This window comes from Corynebacterium sp. LaCa117 (genome assembly GCF_046717765.1).
GTDB classification, from domain to species: domain Bacteria; phylum Actinomycetota; class Actinomycetes; order Mycobacteriales; family Mycobacteriaceae; genus Corynebacterium; species Corynebacterium kefirresidentii.
Map to the genome: position 1 here is coordinate 792,023 of NZ_CP177102.1, position 17,330 is coordinate 809,352.

General features: G+C 54.0%; 15 protein-coding genes and 1 tRNA gene. 14 read left to right on the top strand and 2 right to left on the bottom strand.

From position 1 onward, the window contains the following. Nucleotides 1-48: 48 nt before the first annotated feature. From ACLI1L_RS04075 to ACLI1L_RS04115, 9 genes are all read left to right on the top strand, one after another. Complete coding sequence (locus ACLI1L_RS04075) at nucleotides 49-2,067, top strand: hypothetical protein (protein ID WP_411708134.1); 2,019 nt, start codon at nucleotides 49-51, stop codon at nucleotides 2,065-2,067. Continuing rightward, complete coding sequence (locus ACLI1L_RS04080; protein ID WP_411708135.1) at nucleotides 2,067-3,431, top strand: hypothetical protein; 1,365 nt, start codon at nucleotides 2,067-2,069, stop codon at nucleotides 3,429-3,431. Before ACLI1L_RS04075 ends, ACLI1L_RS04080 begins: the two co-directional genes overlap by 1 nt. A gap of 12 nt (nucleotides 3,432-3,443) precedes the next feature. Further along, the gene (locus tag ACLI1L_RS04085) at nucleotides 3,444-3,995 is read left to right on the top strand and encodes a carbohydrate-binding protein (RefSeq protein ID WP_411708136.1); all 552 of its coding nucleotides are present in this window, start codon (nucleotides 3,444-3,446) and stop codon (nucleotides 3,993-3,995) included. Then, nucleotides 3,995-4,204 (top strand): hypothetical protein, encoded by a 210-nt coding sequence (locus ACLI1L_RS04090; protein WP_411708137.1) that lies wholly within the window; start codon nucleotides 3,995-3,997, stop codon nucleotides 4,202-4,204. Before ACLI1L_RS04085 ends, ACLI1L_RS04090 begins: the two co-directional genes overlap by 1 nt. Continuing rightward, nucleotides 4,182-5,564 (top strand): C39 family peptidase, encoded by a 1,383-nt coding sequence (locus ACLI1L_RS04095; RefSeq protein ID WP_411708138.1) that lies wholly within the window; start codon nucleotides 4,182-4,184, stop codon nucleotides 5,562-5,564. The genes ACLI1L_RS04090 and ACLI1L_RS04095 overlap by 23 nt, the downstream gene beginning before the upstream one ends. A 99-nt stretch (nucleotides 5,565-5,663) precedes the next feature. Continuing rightward, nucleotides 5,664-6,254 carry an NUMOD4 motif-containing HNH endonuclease gene (locus ACLI1L_RS04100; protein ID WP_411708139.1) on the top strand — a complete coding sequence of 197 codons (591 nt, stop codon included), beginning with the start codon at nucleotides 5,664-5,666 and terminating at the stop codon, nucleotides 6,252-6,254. After that, nucleotides 6,254-6,583 (top strand): hypothetical protein, encoded by a 330-nt coding sequence (locus ACLI1L_RS04105; protein ID WP_411708140.1) that lies wholly within the window; start codon nucleotides 6,254-6,256, stop codon nucleotides 6,581-6,583. Before ACLI1L_RS04100 ends, ACLI1L_RS04105 begins: the two co-directional genes overlap by 1 nt. 3 nt (nucleotides 6,584-6,586) lie before the next feature. Continuing rightward, nucleotides 6,587-7,015, top strand: coding sequence for a hypothetical protein (locus ACLI1L_RS04110; RefSeq protein WP_411708141.1), 429 nt, complete (start codon nucleotides 6,587-6,589; stop codon nucleotides 7,013-7,015). A gap of 2 nt (nucleotides 7,016-7,017) precedes the next feature. Continuing rightward, complete coding sequence (locus tag ACLI1L_RS04115) at nucleotides 7,018-7,377, top strand: hypothetical protein (protein WP_411708142.1); 360 nt, start codon at nucleotides 7,018-7,020, stop codon at nucleotides 7,375-7,377. A gap of 183 nt (nucleotides 7,378-7,560) precedes the next feature. Here the strand turns inward: ACLI1L_RS04115 and ACLI1L_RS04120 are convergent. After that, a tRNA-Asn gene (locus ACLI1L_RS04120) sits at nucleotides 7,561-7,633 on the bottom strand. Nucleotides 7,634-7,807: 174 nt separating this feature from the next. Here ACLI1L_RS04120 and ACLI1L_RS04125 point away from each other — a divergent pair. Further along, nucleotides 7,808-9,037, top strand: coding sequence for a hypothetical protein (locus ACLI1L_RS04125; RefSeq protein WP_411708143.1), 1,230 nt, complete (start codon nucleotides 7,808-7,810; stop codon nucleotides 9,035-9,037). Here the strand turns inward: ACLI1L_RS04125 and ACLI1L_RS04130 are convergent. Continuing rightward, on the bottom strand, nucleotides 9,025-9,876 hold the full coding sequence (locus tag ACLI1L_RS04130) for a hypothetical protein (RefSeq protein WP_411708144.1): 852 nt from the start codon (nucleotides 9,874-9,876) through the stop codon (nucleotides 9,025-9,027). The two genes, ACLI1L_RS04125 and ACLI1L_RS04130, sit on opposite strands and share 13 nt — an antisense overlap. Nucleotides 9,877-10,088: 212 nt before the next feature. On the opposite strand from ACLI1L_RS04130, the gene ACLI1L_RS04135 reads away from it, so the two are divergent. From ACLI1L_RS04135 to ACLI1L_RS04150, 4 genes are all read left to right on the top strand, one after another. Then, nucleotides 10,089-11,879: a glycosyltransferase gene (locus ACLI1L_RS04135; RefSeq protein WP_411708145.1), complete on the top strand. Its 1,791-nt coding sequence runs from the start codon at nucleotides 10,089-10,091 to the stop codon at nucleotides 11,877-11,879. A gap of 3 nt (nucleotides 11,880-11,882) precedes the next feature. Continuing rightward, nucleotides 11,883-13,097, top strand: coding sequence for a glycosyltransferase (locus tag ACLI1L_RS04140; RefSeq protein WP_411708146.1), 1,215 nt, complete (start codon nucleotides 11,883-11,885; stop codon nucleotides 13,095-13,097). 116 nt (nucleotides 13,098-13,213) lie between these two features. Next, complete coding sequence (locus ACLI1L_RS04145; RefSeq protein ID WP_411708147.1) at nucleotides 13,214-14,512, top strand: glycosyltransferase family 4 protein; 1,299 nt, start codon at nucleotides 13,214-13,216, stop codon at nucleotides 14,510-14,512. 652 nt (nucleotides 14,513-15,164) lie between these two features. Beyond that, nucleotides 15,165-17,252 carry a glycosyltransferase gene (locus ACLI1L_RS04150; protein WP_288820063.1) on the top strand — a complete coding sequence of 696 codons (2,088 nt, stop codon included), beginning with the start codon at nucleotides 15,165-15,167 and terminating at the stop codon, nucleotides 17,250-17,252. Nucleotides 17,253-17,330 lie beyond the last annotated feature (78 nt).

Here is a 17,330-nt window from a genome sequence, read left to right on the forward strand (position 1 = left end):
TCGGTTAAAGACCACGTAGTTCTGTCATCTGATGGTGGAAGCGTGACCATGGGACGCCGTTTGGCGTTCTACTCGTACGGCAAGTTCGATGTGGTCATCCCTGACGGGCGCGAGCAACAGGTTGATGAAGACCGTATTCAGAATGGCTACATTGCCCGTAACCCTGGGCAGCAGATGGGCCGGTTTGATTTCGGGTTTATCCGCCAGGACGCCACTATCAACCTTGAGGCGCAAACTTCTGACCTTGAGCTGGCGATTGATTCTACGGAGAAGCGCTCCGAGGGTGATGTGTATGTGGAGCGGGATATTTCTCGCGCCGGGATGAATGGGTTCGAGCTGGGGCGGGATTTCGGCTTGGACGATATCGTGAGTTATCGGGTGTGGGGGAATTACCTACGGTTGCCGGTGACTGCTGGTGATTTGGAATCGTCAGTGGATGGTGGGCTGCGTGGCGTGCGTGTGCATGTGGGTGGTCAGGTGGCGTCGGATAGTGAGGCTCGGCGGCGGGCGAATAATGAGATTTTGGGGCAGATTGAGAATGAGAAGCGGCAGCGTTTGCGGCAGGTGAATGCGGAGTCACGGGCCCGCACTGCTGCGATTTCTGCTGAGTCGCGGCGTTCTGATGCGTATGCGGATGCGGCTGTTTCGGGTGTGGAGTCTCGGTTGTCGCGTGATTTTGAGGCGTCGTATGAGCGTTATTCTAAGGCGCTGACGCAGCTTGGTGATACGTGGCGGCAGGAGTTGAAGAATGGTCTGTCGGCGGAGCAGCAGGCGCGTGTGGAGGCGCTGCGCCAGGAGCAGTTAGCAAGGGAGAAGGCTGGCACGGATTTGCGCGGCCAGTTGGAGAAGACGCTTGATGATGCTGTGGCGAGGGAGCGTAAGGCTCGTGAATCTGCGATTTCCTCGGAGTCTTCGGCCCGTCAGCAGGCGATTTCTGCGGAGGCGCAGGCTCGTGCCCTGGCGGATTCTGAGGAGGCTCGTGCCCGCCAAAAAGCTATTAGTGACCTGTCCCAGTCTTTCACGACGGATTTGCAGGCTTATGGTGAGCTGGTAAAAGAGGCGAAGAATTATGTTGACCCTGCCACGCAGCGGGTGGTGAATTTCTGGTCTAAGGAGAATCAGAACAATTTCAACAAGGCTGTTCAGCTCACACTTGCCGCCCAGTCCGCCTACAACGACATCAACAACATTAAATGGGTGTCTAATGATGCGTGGCAGGCCCAGCAAGAAAAAATCAACGAGGCGCGTTCAAAGTTTGAGGCGCAGCAGCTACAAATCAACGCCCAGAACGAGGAATTTAGGCGGCTCACTGAACAGCTAGACGCACAGCAAAACGAGCAGATTGAGCAGCTTACCGCCGTGCAGCAGCAAATGGCGGAAGAATCCCAAGGACAGATCCGTGAGCTGATGGCAACCCCAGCCGGAACATCAGACCCGAACGTCAGAGTTCAAAAGCAATCCAGCGGGGCCGGTTGGGAGTTCATCATCACCGAAATGGTGGGTGGCAGCATGTTCAATATTCAGTGGTTCAACTCTATTGGTTCCACGACGACAGGGGGCACAGAATTAGCTCCATCCCGAAGCGTTGTGAGCACTCTTGCGACAAGCTCTACTGGTTATAAGATTCAAGCTAATCCGGATCACGCCCTTGTTTTTGTTCGCTGGGCTGCGGCGACGAAGAAGCAGGTTTCTGTTAATAAGTCTGGTGGGGGCTGGGATATTAGCCGTAGTTCGTGGACGTATGTGATGTCTGCTGATACGCCGTCTAAGACTGTGAAGAATGTGTCGTTGCGTTTGAAGGTGACGTGGCAGGCTGCGACGCATGACGATAATTACGGTATTCGTATTCGTGCTGGTGACCGTATTTTGAAGAAGTACAACATGACTGGGTTGGGTCCGGCGACGGCTTTTGGTGATGGTGAGCGGTGGATGTCTGTGATGGTGTCTAATGTGACGGTGTATGCGGGGGAAACGATAAAGGTGGATGTGTTTTCGACAGCAACGTTGTCGGCGGGGCGTCGTGTGAAGAGTGCGGAGCTTACTGGTACGTGGATTGAGGAGGTCTAATGCCTACTGTTAAGGGTAATTTGTTGTTTGTGTCGTCTCGTGCGGCGCAGGTTAGTGAGGTGTGGTTGCGTGCTCGTGAGGTGCGTACTCACTTGGAGGGTGTGGTCACGACGGGGAATGACCGCTTCCCGGTGGATGGTGGGGAGGTGTCGTTTACTGCGGTGTCAGGGCCGGCGGTGTTGGCCCTTATTTCGCAGGGCCGCGCTGTGGACACTATCCCCATCCTCGTAGGCGACGCTAGTACGCAAACGCTGCGGCAGGTCGTGAGCGCCGCCAAAATCGCAGACGATGCCACACAACGCGAAATTGAGAAACTCGCCGCCCAAGCCGTACAACTGGTGGACTCGTCAGTAGCGAACGCGAAGAAAGCCCAGGACGGTGCTACCCGTGCTGAGACGGCGGCGGGTAATGCGAAGCAGTCTGAGACTAATGCTGAGGATGCTGCCCGTAGGGCTAGTAATTCCTCTTGGTCAGCTAATCAGATTGCGGGGTTTTTGTCCCAAGCGGAGCAGCGTACGGAGAAGTCTGCTAGTGCTGCCGCTGCGTCCGCGTCACAGGCGGCGGGTAGTGCCACGAGCGCTAAGCAGGATGCTGACCGCGCCGCAAACATCGCCAACAGTACCTCGTGGTCTGGGGACAAGCTCACCGTCAACGGCAAAACCAGCCCATCGCTTACAGGCCCTAAAGGCGATAGGGGTACTTCTGGAGCTTCCACGTGGGATGCCGTAACCGGCAAGCCCACCAGCTTCCCGCCATCGTCGCACACTCACAAAATGGCGGACATTTCAGACCTGCCAGAGGTGGGTTTCTCCGAGGGGAAGATAGCGAAATACGCCAGCGGCGGCGTACTCATAGTAAGGGACAATGGGTCTCAAAATACCGCCACATCCCGCCTGTATGTGGACAGAGCTGTCGGGGAGAAAGCAGACAAGAGCTACGTGGATACTGCCCTGTCTAGTAAGGCCGCGCAGGTGGACGTGTTGGCACTACAGCAGAAACTTGCAAGACTAACGGCACCTGTCACGGTGTTTCAAGGCTCACACGATTTGAGCAAGGGCAAAATTGTTATCGTTACGCCCCGCATGTACGGCACGGTAACTATCAACATTAGTCAAGCCACCCCGGGCACTAATGGCGGTCTAGTGCAGCCCTGCATTTTTAACTACCTCGGCACCCGCTACAAGGGAAGTATGGACGGATGGTGGACAACTACAAGCGGCGCAGGCACTGCCTACAAGTACCTAACCGACACGGAAAACGGGCAGAAGATCACACTAGACCCTGGCTACTACATCGAGGGGATCGAAATCCACCCGTGGGATACCGGCGCGACCACCATCACGAAAATCACCGTCCAAAACTAAAGGAGAACCACCATGGAAGAACTGCAGCAACAAGTACAAGCACTCGACGCCCAAAGTTGGCAAACGTTCCTCAACTGGATAGTCGAAGACGAACACGAACGCCGCCAAGCCCAAACCGCCATCGAGCAGGCCCAGGCGGAAATCATTACTGAGCTACAAGACGCAGGCAAACTGGAAAAGCCAGAAGCCGCGACCAAAGAGCAAGCCAAGGAGGACGCGGCACGGGTGCCGGAATGGCGCGACCCAGGCACCACGCATTCGCTTATGTATCACTATGGTGATGTTGTCCGCTACCAGGGCAAGCTCGTACGCTCCACCCACAAGGGTCTGAATCACTGGGTTCCAGGCACATTGGGCTTTGACGGGCGTATCGGGGAGGACATCACCCCCAAGACTCAATCCGAGAAGCCGACGAGCGGTACTGCCGCATGGAAGCCGGGCCTCAGCGTCAAGGTGGGTGAGAAGTACACCTACAACGGTGCCACCTACCAGGTAATCCAGCCGCATACTACTCAGGCTGGTTGGGAGCCGTCCGGCGTCCCGGCATTGTGGAAGAAGCTGTGATGAGTACGTGGGAGCCGGGCATGTTCGTGATGCACGGGATGGAGTACGAGCACGACGGCAAGCATTATCGCGCCCGCTACGGCCACACCGCCCTGCCTGAATACCCACCCGACAAAACCCCAGACCTATTCGACCCCATCAGCGAAAAGCCGGTGGGGTCTTCGCATATCCAAAGGAGAATGGATTATGGATGCGCAGACACTCCGTGAGGTCATGGGCAGCACTCTGCCTGATGGTGGATATACGCGCCTCATCAAGGGGTTTAATAATGCGATGCGGGCCGCGAATATCACTACTGTTAAGCGTGCTGCTATGTGGTGTGCGCAGCTCGGCCATGAGTCTGTAGGTCTGCTCTACATGCGGGAGATTGCTAGCGGTGCGGAGTACGAGGGGCGTGGCGACCTTGGCAACGTTTACCCCGGCGACGGGGTGCGCTTCGCAGGACGTGGCCCTATTCAGCTGACCGGGCGGAATAACTACCGTGCTTTCACCCGCTGGGCACGCGCCAAGGGGCATTCGGATATTGACTTCGAAGCCCACCCGGAAAAGCTCGAAGAACCTCACTGGGGTTTTCTCGCCGCAACCTATTACTGGACGGCGGCGCGCCCGCAGCTCAACGCCCTGGCCGACGCGGGCGACCTAGAGGGAGCAACACGAGCTATTAACGGCGGCCTCAACGGCTTGTCGGATCGCCGCGCCCGCTACCAACGCGCTCTGACATTTGGGGCACGCCTACTACCCGATGGAGGTAAACCAACCGTGGAAAAAGTACTCGACTACGAGCGCGACCAAGTACGCCAGGACACTTACTACAATTGCGGCCCGGCCAGCTCGCAGACCGTGATTAGGTCAAAGACCGGCAAACTCATCTCGGAAGCCGACCTCGGCGCACAACTGGGAACAGACACCGGCGGCACCGACTGGATCGGGCTCATCGCCCCGGTACTCAATAAGTACATGCCAGGCGCGGGATACAAAGTGCGCGAAATGCCTAACGATCCGCCAAGCGCAGCGCAAAAGCAGCAGCTGTGGGAAGACATCACCGGCTCGATCAATGGCGGGCATGGCGTGGTAGCAAACATTGTTGCCCCGCCGTCGAACTACCCGCGTGCGGTAGCCCCGTCGACCATTAGTCCCGCCTACGGCGGCGGAACGGTGTATCACTACATCGCAATCATGGGCTATGGCGAAGACGGAGGCGGGCGCCGCTACTGGGTAGCAGACAGCGGGTTCAGCCCATACGGCTATTGGATTAGCCACGAGCAGCTAGCAAGCCTAATCCCACCAAAGGGCTACGCGTACGCCGCACCAGTAAAAGCAGCACAACATGAGGAAGCAGGAGACATGCTTACTACAAAGTTTTTCACCGACTGGATTAGCGGCTACCTTGGGCCGCAGATTGACGCTATCCAAGAAATCTGGCGGCAGCTACGAGGCCCGGGCGGCAAGGGCTGGCCGCAATTAGGGCAGGACAGTCAAGGCCGCAACCTAACCCTTGTCGATGCCGTGGCAAGTATTCGCCACCAACTCGTGGAGATTGAAAAGAAGGTGGACAGACTCTCTAAATAACCATCTTGACCTGCTATAATGGTAAATAAGAACGGCCCGTATAGGTGCTACCAACACCGACACGGGCCTAACCACAATGACACGATAGGAGCGTGCATTATGGCTGCCAATCAGCCTACCCTTTTTGATGCCGAAATCTGGAAACCCATCCCCAACTATGAGGGCTTATACGAAGTTTCAAATTTCGGAAATGTGAGAAGCCTAGACCGAGTGATAGTCGGTTCAGATGGTGTCCCTCAAAGGTTTAAAGGTCAGACAATGCCACCGCGTAGCAACGGGAGCCATTTTAGCGTCAAGCTCAGGTCAGGTCACCAGAAGCGCGAAGTTTGGTATGTGCATCGTTTAGTTTTGGCAGCCTTTGTTGGGCCATGTCCAGAAGGTATGGAGGTGCGCCACCTGGACGGGAACCCAGCAAATAACAGTCTCGAAAACTTGAAATACGGAACGGTGAGTGAGAACAGATTTGATTCTGTACGTCACGGAACGCACGTAGAAACCCGTAAGACGCATTGCCCTAGAGGTCATATTTTGGCAGAGCCAAATCTAGTGAGATGGGCGAAAAGGAATGGGCATCGGAATTGCTTAGCCTGTTCGCGTGCGCATGCATACGTAAACCGGCATGAACTAACCGAGGAAGAGAAAGTGAAGGTCTTTGAAATGTACTACAAGAAGATTATGGAGGAACGCTAATGGCACGCCACTACACCAATCCCGCACCAAAGCCCCGCGCCGTCATCGGCACCCCATGGTGGATACGCCTAGCCGTGTACGTCGTGGTCGCCGCCGTAGGCTTGGCCCTCGTTGCCTTCGGCATCGTCAGCCCTGACGAGGTGGACGGCTGGCTCGGCCAAACCGGCGGATTAGCCGCACTCATTGGTGGTTTCCTCGCCGCCGTGAATACGGGCCGTGAATCTGATGAAGCCCCAGTAGGTGTAGTCATCGAGCAGCCCGCCACACCAGAGCCAGACGCGCCTGCCACTTTGCCGGTCTACACTGGGCCAACCACAGCAGGGGAGTGAGCCGTGGACTGGGAAAGATTTAAGCGCCGCTCTGCACGGTGGCTCGTGTCTGATGCTGCCGGGCTGATGATTCTCGGCAGTCTCTCCATCGCTCGCGGCATGTCCTACACGCCGCTACTAGTGGACCCGGAGCGCAAGCCGACGCATTTTATGGAGAGTGTGCTTAACCCGCCCTCGTGGGCGGTGGTGTGGCTTCTCATGGGATTGCTGTGCGTGTGCGCTGCCAGGTGGCACAAGCTGGTTCCCGCTGCCGTCGGGGCCGTCGTGGGCCTGCATTCCATGTGGGCATTGAGCTTCATTTTCGCCACGATTCTCGGCGACCTGCCCCGCGCTTGGGTATCCTCCCTCGGCTACATCGGCATCGCCGCCATGACCCTCTACGCCTACGGACGCGACCAGACCAGTGAGCTGAAAATCGTAGACGGGAGGTGACGATGATGCCCGTAGACGGGCCATTGGCTACCATCATCGTCGCCATAATCGGCGTGGCCGGAACCGTGATTGGTAGCGTGCTGACCGAGAAGAACCAGAAGAAGAAAGCGGAATTAGAGACTCGCGGCCCTGAGTGGGAATCATTTACCAAGTCAATCCGTGAGTGGACGAATGAGCAGCTGGAAGCCCGCGACAAGTCCATTGCGGAGATGCGGGGCGAAATTGCGGAGCTGCGCGACAAGTTGGAGGTGTGGAAAAGTCGGTACTTTATCGCGGTGAACCATATTCGCCAGTGGCGGCTAAAGCACCCGGAAAGCGTCGCCGACATGCCCATACCCGACGAGTTAGAGAATGATTTTTAGACTGACCCTCACCCCTAGCGGGGTGGGGGTCTTTTCGTCGTTTTAGGGCCCAAAACGGCCATGCAATTCCGCTGCATTTGTGACAGGAAACCACCGGAAACCACGGGAAACCACGGTATAGCCTAAAACGCAGAAACCCCCTCCCACCAGCGTTTTTACTGGTAGAAGGGGGTAAATTATCTGCTCCTCCAACTGGGCTCGAACCAGTGACCCTTCGATTAACAGTCGAATGCTCTGCCAACTGAGCTATGGAGGAATAAGATCGTCGTTTTGAGAGGTGCTATGCGCTAACCGCTCTGTGCGACGTTTAGTAACTATATTAGTGGGGTGCGTTCAAGGCAAATCGCCAGGTGATCGCCTATTAATCTTCGTTTTAAAGCCTTCGAAATGTCGTGCACGGAAAGCAGAGAAATCTAGCTAATCTAGGGTTATGCCTAGTGAAATTTGCTTCGAGCCGTTGCGTTGGGATTCAAAAGCCATCGTGCTGCGGACGAACCTGACGTATCGCAAGTCTGTATCAGGGCGTTTGATGCGGGCGGTCCGGTCGCGCCTGCCGGAGCGACGTCTGGATGTGCATTTTCGCTTTAGCAGGCCATTAGAAGTCAGTGGGGATGCACTCGCATTGGCAGCCTCCACTTTGTGCGGAGCGGCGTTTGATCGGATTAAGTTTGTATTTCCGGTTGCATCGGGAACTCAACAAGCAATCGAAGCCTGGACTAAATCGGAGGTTGAGGCTCAATCGCACGTGGGGACTAGCGAACCCTCCCTGAGGGATGTTGGCCAGTCAGAGTTGCGTAACAAGGTGATCCTGAATTTTTCAGGTGGTTTCGATTCACTGGCCTCCCGCTATCTTTTGCCCGCAAACCACCAGCTGGTCTCCCTTGATTTCGGGGGACGGTTTGCGCGGGAACGACAGTTCTTCAAGAAGTTTGACCCATTGGTCATCGAAACGAACATTACAGAGACCCCGCTACGTAAAAACTCCTGGTCCTTTTTGGGCTTGGGAAGTATTTTGGCCGCCGACTCTTTGAACGCGGCCTATTGCTCGTTTGGTGCCATTTTGGAATCGACACGACTGCAACGAAACACTCCCTATGAACGCAATTCCACCTTCCCTCCGTTTGCGGCAGCTGGTCTGAGAAATGCGCCAGTGGCGCAGGGGCTATCGGAAGTCGGAACAGTCAGGGTCTTGGAACACTTCGCGCCAGAACTTATCGCGGAATCTTTTAGTTCTTTGGCGGGGCCGAGAGAGGAAAAACAGGTGCGAAAGTGGGCTCTTGTGGAGGCGTTTCGTACTTTCGAAGGTCTAGACAGAGAGCCATTACCGACGCCGGTTCATCCCGAAAAGCCTCAGTACAAGGTAGGCCAAAGGTTTGTTGTTGACTTAAGTGCGCTCACCGTTGCCTGGCTTGGGCGACCAGACCTTGCAACCTGCATGGTGAGCGGCGCTGAAAACAAGCTACTGCCAGCAGCGCGTGAACTGGACTTGGGATTCATGCTTCGCGCCGATAAGCGCCTTTATCGCAACTATCCAGCTCCGCTCATGGCGCGACTTGAGGAACAACTACGTGCGGCGGGCATTGAACGGTATACGCCGAAAGACGAAGAAGCCTGTGAAGACGTTCGTCAGTTTGTTCTCGGTCTTGCTCAAAGCGAGTAAGTAGTCGAGAACTCATCGTCGGCGAAGAACTCCTCCCATTCACCGTTTACAGCGATAGCAAAGTCGATTACGCCTTTGAGGACGTACAGTGGTGGAGAAGCGTGTCCATCGCCCCAATCGCCAACAAGGAATCGTCGACGTTCGGCGGAATCTTCCGTGGCTTGAGCCCAGGGGGCTAGGTGGTGGCTGTTATGGAACTCATCCTTCTCGTTGGTGAGATAAGCGACGTAGTTAGGAAACGACTTCGCGTAAAGGGGCACCAGATCTGTTGTCGCGAGGGCATTAGAAATATCGTCACTCTTCCAGACTCTTTGTGCGTATTGCTTAACAGCGGCTTCGTGATATTCGGCGATGTTTGTTTGCGGGTTCGATACCACTGCCAAAGAATTAGGGAATTGGTACGAATAATACAAAGCTGCAAAGCCACCGGCTGAGGAGCCGTAAAAGATTAGGTTCGATGCATCGAGATCCTTTTGCACTTTTTGAAGGATTGCCACTAGCTTTGCTTGGAATTTACAGTCATTATCTCCTGTAAACCAGCCAATTCCGCAGCCGCGTTCGAGCATGGGATCGGAAACAAACACGATGTTTGCCTCCGATCCTTCAGTAAGGCGCTCGCCAGTAAACAGCGGGAGGGACGTCTGTGATAGGTCTGCTGCCGCATGAAATACGACCAGAGTAGTAGCGGCATTGCGATCCTGAATATGCAGCTCTAATAGCGTCTGTCCACAATCGATCACATTAATTCCGCTACGGACGGGCTCGTCGAGGAATGCGTCGAAATTTCGATGCAATACGACGTTGGCTGAGTAGCGTGAATAATTCCTTACGAAAGCCATGTCACGAATCTTAGTGCACACCTCTTTGCAGAAGGGCTATGGTTAACAGGGCCTATCTTGACGAGAATTGAGGTAACACAGGCACCATGAACGTTAAGCAGCTGCGTACCGCCTTTTGGCACTTTCGGCACGGTGGCTTAGGCCAACTGAATCGATACCTCGAGCTTGAGGAGCGTAAGCGATTGGAGTCCTCAGAGAACGAGGAGGACCGCGTGGCACTTCAGAATGTTGTGCGCAGCGAGCGTCGGGGACTTGATCCGCTCGCTTTTCCCGAATACACGGTAGATGCCCGCCGAGAGAAGCCCTTCGAGGCTGTGACCGTGGGAGTTATTCTTGATGATTTCTCTCATTTGGCGTGGGGAAATGAATTCAGCACCGTAGATTTGCAGCCCCAGAAGTGGCGCGAGCAAGTCGAAACTGGAATCGATCTTTTGCTTGTCGAGTCGGCTTGGCAGGGAAATAGTGGTGCTTGGCGGTATCAAGTTGTCGGCAGCCAAGCTCCCTCGGAGGAGCTTCAAGAACTAGTTGCAGAATGCCGTAGGCGCGCAATCCCGACGGTGTTCTGGAATAAGGAAGATCCTGTTCATTTTGATGACTTTATTGCGTCAGCGAGGCTGTTTGATTTCGTCTTCACCACAGATGCAGACAGCGTAGAAAAATATCGAGAAGAAATTCCAGATTCTTATGTCGATGTTATTCCTTTTGCGGTACAGCCTGCTATTCATAGTCCTATCCGCGACGGTGATCGTACGAAATATGGGCGCGGTTCCGTATGCTTTGCTGGCACCTATTTCCGCGAAAAGTTTCCTGAGCGCGGAGAGGCACAACGGCTTATCCTGAGTGCTGGAGCCGAGGCGTGCGAAAACCTCAATAGCTCCCTGACTATCTACTCCCGCAACGAAGACGTCGATGAAAAATATCAGTTTCCGGCGCCCTTGACGGATTGGGTGGTCGGTGCATTGCCTTATTCCAAGATGCTGTCGGCATATCGCGCTTTCAAGGTATTTTTAAACGTCAATACCGTTACTGACAGTACAACGATGTTTTCGCGTCGTGTTTTAGAGATCGCAGCCTGTGGTGGTCAGGTAATTAGTACTCCCGCGCAGGGCATCGATTCTTTTTTCCCGCATCAGGAAATTACCACCGTCAATGATACACAGCATGCTGCAGCCGTCATCGAAAGCGCGGTGCGTTCTGACCTGGCTCGTGCTAAGCAAGTTCATCGAGCGCAGCGAGTCATTTGGGATGCACACACATATACGCATCGAGCCGCCAAGATTCTCAAGGCAGTGGGAATTATGGCGGATACTCGTGTAGTTGGTTCTGTTTCTGCAAGTGTCATCATCTCGACTAACCGGCCTGAACGCCTTGCCGGAGCATTAGAGCAAGCGCTTGGGCAAAGCGAGGTGGATTACGAAGTATTGGTACTCACGCATGGTTTCCACGCGGAGGACGTAGTGGACGTAGATGGCTATGGCGCCGTACGCTTCTTTTATGCGCCTGCGACTGAGTCTTTGGGGTCATGTCTAAACCAGCTTGTCTCGCATGCGCACGGCGACATTGTCGCGAAGATGGACGACGATGATATTTACGGGCCGTACTACCTGCACGATCAAATTAACGCACTGCGGTTTTCCGGAGCGGATATCGTTGGCAAACAAGCTGCTTATCTCTACCTCGAGTCGACGAACGAATTTGTCTTGCGCAAGGAGTGGAATGAACACTCCTGGGTAGATCTCGTCCTTGGAGCTACGCTGACCGGATGGAAATCAGTATTTGAAGCTCACCCGTTTGCGGAGTTGGGTAAGGGCGAAGATACGCAGTTCTTGCGGGATGTCCAGGAGTCTGGTGGTCGGATCTATTCGGCCGATCGCTTCAATTACATCCAATACCGAGGTAAAGGCGCTCATACTTGGGACATTAACGACGACGCGTTGAAGCGCAGCGGGCGTGTCGTTAGCTACGGCTGTCACGCGGACCACGTGTTGGTGGGAAAGGAATAAAACGTGTTTTTTATCGGCCGCACTCGGTTCAGCCAATGTTTGCCAGAAACTAACTCGTGGCATCTTTCGGCAGGTGAAGACAGCGTTAATGCCTATAAGAAGAAGCTCTATGATCCTGAACGTCTGCGTACGCGTGAGAAACTCTTTACTGAGTTAACTTTGGCATCTCTTAGTGATGCTCGTGTCCAAGCTGGGATCGATTTGATTCATGTGGTGTCCTATTCGGAATCGCTACCTAAACGTTTTAAGAAAGGACTGCACGAAGCGGCTGAGCGTTTCCCCTTCGTTTATTTGGATGAGCAGCCTGACGGTAATTGGGGCTGCAGTTTAGATGAGATTGCACAGCAGCATGTGGCTGTAGGGGAGACGTACGGACGCTATCGAATTGATGATGACGACGTCGTGGCCCGAGACTATTTCAATAACGTGGCGCCTTATATCGCTGAGCCATTTGCCGGAATGGTAGTCAGCCTTCCACTCGGAATCGAAGCAATTTATGATTCCGAGGAGATCTCATTTTTACGCGTTTCCCATTGGCCGATGTACTCGCTCGGATTGCTCGACGTTTGCCGTCGCAGCGAAGACGGTCGGTTGATTGAGCCTCGAAGCGGGGCACATAACATGGCGGACCGGCGAGGGCCGGTCATTCTGGATTCGCGTGCTCTGAGCTATGTGCGTTTGAATCACGTCGGGCAAGATAGCGGATTGCGTACCGGCGGAGAACAATCCATGTCGGAAATTATGAACTCTTTGGCCCGGTTGCCGGAGGTTAGCGATTTAGACTTTGTGGAGCAGCAATTCCCGCATGTGGCGGCGATAATGCAGCAAGGAGAATGGCAGGTCATCCAAGGGGAATCTCGGCGCGTTGTTTTGCCATATAGTCTGGAAATTCCCGTTCCTTTACGCAAAGTTCGATTGGTAGTGGAACATGATTTTTCCGCTCGATCGGCCTCACGGGCTGCTGTCGTGTCCTTAGACCTGCGGGATGAAAATGGAAACGCGATTCCACGTGACTTACGCATTAAAGGCATTGGTAATTCTCGCTGGAAAATCATTGGCCACTATTGCTATCTGGAGTCGGTTCCTGGACTTTCGACCACGAATATTGATTTCTTCTTGCCTGAAGGAGTACGGCTTCACGGGCTGAAATTTCTGCCATTTGGTGCGCACAGCATCCCTTTTAAGGTCCACAGTGTCGCCCTCATCAAAGAAAGATAGAAGAGCGCTCCGTGAGTTTAGGAAAGCTAGTAGACCGTCGTAATCGCGTACCGTCAGTAGCGGCTCTGATATACTCGAGCGAGTTTCGAGTGCCGCAAATATAACAATGGAGCGAGGTGGGAATCATTAAGATCCTAGTTCTCTCCCAGTATTGGTTACCTGAAAACGGTGTACCTCAGCGGCGATGGGCGTGGTTGACTCGAATCTTGCAACGCAATGGTCATGAAGTGGTGGTTGTCTGCCCGCCAGCTCATTATGAGCGTTCAGTTTCCATACGCGAATGGTTGCAATCGGCGCGACCGTGGAACCGCTTTAATCTTGAAAAAGGACCCAACGAGGAGACGGTTGTTCGAACTGGGTACTTCCCAGTTGGGCGTTCTTTGAGCAGTCGTATTCTCAACCAGGCCGCAGTAGCATTGTCGATGATGGTGTTTCCAGTTCGTATTCCTAAAGAACTAAAACACTATTCTCCTGATTTGGTTATCGGCACAGTCCCAGCTTTGCCTACCTCGGTGGTGACTCGCGCAATTGCGAAGAAGTACCGAAAGCCTTATGTCATCGATCTTCGTGATGCGTGGCCTGCGCTCTTAAATGTCAGCGATGATTGGAATTCGGCCACTGGCGCACCTTCACTGCGAGAACGAATCGCCCGTCACGGATTCTTACAGTCGTTGTCTTGGCTTACTGAACAGGCAATGAATCGTGTGTTGAAGAAGGCTGACGGAATCATCACGACTTCGGAAAAGCTCGAAGAATGGCTCCGCATCGAGCACGACTCTTCGACGCAGTCGATGACAACGATCCGCAATGTGTTTCCTCCGCGCACGACCTATAAAAAACGAGGCGTACAGGAGGACACCCAACCGCTGCGTGTCCTTTACGCGGGGACGCTCGGCCGCGCCCAAAAACTCGGAAATGCTCTTGAAGCTGCCCGTTTGGCACAAGATACTGGAGTGCCAGTAAAGCTCAGGTTTGTCGGCGATGGGGCTGCATGGAATGAGTTGCACGATCTAGCCGAGAAGCTCGGCGTGGACGTGGAGTTTAGACACCGCGCCGCAGCAGAGGATCTTGAAGAACACTATGAATGGGCGGATACGGCACTTGTTCATTTGGCAAGGTGGGAGCCGCTTACCCGTACCATTCCTTCAAAGACCTATGAGCTTATGAGCATAGGATTGCATATCTCTGCTGCAGTGGAGGGCGAGTGCGCGGACCTAATTGAGGACTTGGACGCGGGCCACGTTGTTACTCCTGAAGCGCCGGAGGAGCTTGCTGAACTGTGGGCTCACTTATCGGCCGAGCGCTCCCTGCTAAATACAAACAGGGCAGGGAAGAACTGGGTAAAAAATGAGCGCGATGAAGTCGTTCCACAACGGCTACTTGACTTTATCGCTGGCATCGTAAGCGAGGACTAATGCGCATTTGTTCAATGAGAGAAGCCGAGGTTATACCTACAGGACAACACGTATGGCTCCTCAAATTCGATGACTCACTCGCAGTCCACTTAGGGGCAATCGGAAGCGAAGTGAGTGTACTTTCTTCCCCAAATGATATTCCACATTCACCCAAACGGGGAGACCGGCTTCTCGTCCTAGGCTCTGGCCCTTCGAGTATTGACGGCCATCCTATTGATGGGGCCACGGAGACGGTCGAAAGATGGCTAAGCACTAGCGGCGTGGATGCGTATTGGCTCTTGCCCGCCGCAGGGCTCGCAACTGTTGGCATCTTAAATGCCGCCCTCGCACGAGAAGATTCCCTCGTCATTTATGGTGCGTCTCGAGCAGGAGACTGCGTATGGCTCAAACTGGAAAAACACACTACATGCTCTGAAGACTTGGCAGATACACGCGAAGAAATTCTCTCTCGGTCGCTACAGTTGTTCCACTCTCCTTTCGGAGAGCAGCAAACTAGTGCCTGCCAGGGCAGGGGCACTGCGAACCAAGCAGATGCGCTCCCGAGCATTAGAAGTCAGCTCATCTTGAAGATTGCCCCTCTGGCCAAGCCACTCAAGCAACGTCTGCCAAAGCAGGTCGTGGTTACGCTGTACAAGATTCTGGAGAAAATTCGATGACCCGTACACCAGGGATCAGTCTGATTCTTCCTTCCTATAATAATTCCGAAACCCTTGCTCGGAGCCTCGAATCCGTTGCGGCGCAGACCTTGTCTGATGCACTCATTGAGCTTATCGTCGTGCTAAATGGCGCAGCCGATCGTTCGCGCACCATCGTGGAGAGCTTTCGGGCAGCGCATCCTGAAATTGAAGTTGTGTGCGTAGTTTCCAAGCGCAATGGGGCGGGTCGGGCCCGCAACCTCGGTCTGACACTCGCGTCCCGTACGTATGTAACTTTCCTCGACGATGATGATGCGCTGGAGTCGCAGTATTTAGAGCGAGCTTGGTCTGCGTGTGGACCTGCGGCCATTGCGGTTGTAGGAATTCAAGACGTCGATTCGGACGGTACCGCTCTTGCTTCAAATTCTTTGGATGCTCGAATCATGGGGCTGCGAGGAAAGACTGTCCCTCTACACGCTGCTCCGTGGTTGCTGGGGTTTAATGCTTCGAAAGTGTTTCCCATCGAGGTTGCCACTCGTTTGCGTTTTGCAGAAGATCTTCGGTCAGGGGAAGATGTCGTCTTCTTTGCCCAGTTCCTTGACTTTCCTGCACTCACATTCCGGATTCCTTCGGACCTTAACGGTGCTCGCTATCTCCGCACGATGACTCCGAATTCGGTGTCTCGCCAAAAAATCGACTTTGACTTTGCGGTGCGGCAAAGGCTCGAATGTATTTCTAGGATTCGAGCGGCGGCCCATCCTTATGACCAATCTCCCACGACTGTAGCGCGCAATGCGCTTGTTGACGCCCAGTTTTCGTTTGTCAGAGACTATCTGACGCGCTTTCCGGAGCACACTGGCGATGCGATCAAGCTGGCGACTGAGCTTGGGGTATCTGGACTTCCTTGGGCTGGGTTGCGCGCGGAAGCTGCATCCCGTGTCGTGTTCTCTTATTGCTTCCCGCCGTTTTCAGATACTGCCGGCAATGTTGCTTCAAAGCGAATTCGTGAGCAAGGCGAGCTCGTTGATGTCTTCTCTGCCAACATGTCCAAGGTAAGAAGCATTGACTCCAGCTCGTTGTTGATGGTGGAGCAATTCGTTGGGCATCGCGAAGTCCTAGACGTCACGCCGTCGTTTAGCAATTGGTTTTTGATTTGCTCGTTCGCCACTCACGCAGCTCGTCGTGCTTCTAAGCTTTCGCGAAAGCAGGGTGGCTATCAATCAATGTATTCCCGGTCGATGTGGTCGGGCTCCCATGTCGCAGGCGTTTTGTTTAAGCTTCGGCATCCGTCCGTTACTTGGGAAGCAGAGTTTTCAGATCCCATGCGCCTTGACGCGCAAGGGCAGCAGCGCAAGGGAAAGATCTCTCCGCATCCCGTAACCATGAGGTTGCGACGACTGGTCTCACGCGCTGGAATTGATACGCAATCGCTAGATTCGCATTTTGCTTTGACTGAAGCTGCAACGTTCATCGCTGCCGATACCTTGGTCTTTACCAATGAAGTACAGCGAGAACTGATGTTGGCACCGTATCCACAACACCTGAGAGAGCAATTCTTCTCTAAGTCGACGGTCTTGGCTCAATCGCAGCCCGATTCCGGCTTGTACGAACTTGTGCAGTCGGAATATAAGATAGAGGAGCACCGCGTACATGTGGGATACTTCGGATCCTTCTATGAAAATCGCGGTGTTGGTGACGTTGTGAAGGCGATCACAGCTCTACCTGAAGACCTCCGTCAGGTAGTTCGTCTGCATATCTTTTGTCCGAATCCAGAGAAAGCGCAGGCACAGCTCTGGGCATTAGGGGCACCAGAGCAAGTAATAGTCAATGCGGCTTTGCCGTACTTGGAATTCCTAAACCTTGCACAGAAATTCGACGCTCTACTTGTTAACGACACTGATGTATCAGGCACTGATTTTGCGGTAAATCCGTTCTTGCCTTCGAAGTTTGCAGATTATTCGGGCGCCGGAGTTCCAATTTGGGGAATTCTTACTAAAGACTCGCCGCTTTCGAAGCAACAGATGCGTTATCGCTCAGGAGCCGGTGACTTTTCCTCGGTCGTTAGTGCGCTGCGAACCATCATCGAAACGGGGATGAGTCAATAATGCTTGCGGTTAGGCCTAAGCTAACCCTTCGCGGGTATCATCTTAAGAGTTCTATCAAGTGCGAGCACGGATCGTGCA

Coding starts and splice junctions, on each gene's coding strand:
- ACLI1L_RS04075 (WP_411708134.1), top strand. CDS start 49: ATGGGACGCCGTTTGGCGTTCTACTCGTACGGCAAGTTCGATGTGGTC.
- ACLI1L_RS04080 (WP_411708135.1), top strand. CDS start 2,067: ATGCCTACTGTTAAGGGTAATTTGTTGTTTGTGTCGTCTCGTGCGGCG.
- ACLI1L_RS04085 (WP_411708136.1), top strand. CDS start 3,444: ATGGAAGAACTGCAGCAACAAGTACAAGCACTCGACGCCCAAAGTTGG.
- ACLI1L_RS04090 (WP_411708137.1), top strand. CDS start 3,995: ATGAGTACGTGGGAGCCGGGCATGTTCGTGATGCACGGGATGGAGTAC.
- ACLI1L_RS04095 (WP_411708138.1), top strand. CDS start 4,182: ATGGATGCGCAGACACTCCGTGAGGTCATGGGCAGCACTCTGCCTGAT.
- ACLI1L_RS04100 (WP_411708139.1), top strand. CDS start 5,664: ATGGCTGCCAATCAGCCTACCCTTTTTGATGCCGAAATCTGGAAACCC.
- ACLI1L_RS04105 (WP_411708140.1), top strand. CDS start 6,254: ATGGCACGCCACTACACCAATCCCGCACCAAAGCCCCGCGCCGTCATC.
- ACLI1L_RS04115 (WP_411708142.1), top strand. CDS start 7,018: ATGATGCCCGTAGACGGGCCATTGGCTACCATCATCGTCGCCATAATC.
- ACLI1L_RS04125 (WP_411708143.1), top strand. CDS start 7,808: ATGCCTAGTGAAATTTGCTTCGAGCCGTTGCGTTGGGATTCAAAAGCC.
- ACLI1L_RS04130 (WP_411708144.1), bottom strand. CDS start 9,876: ATGGCTTTCGTAAGGAATTATTCACGCTACTCAGCCAACGTCGTATTG.
- ACLI1L_RS04150 (WP_288820063.1), top strand. CDS start 15,165: ATGACCCGTACACCAGGGATCAGTCTGATTCTTCCTTCCTATAATAAT.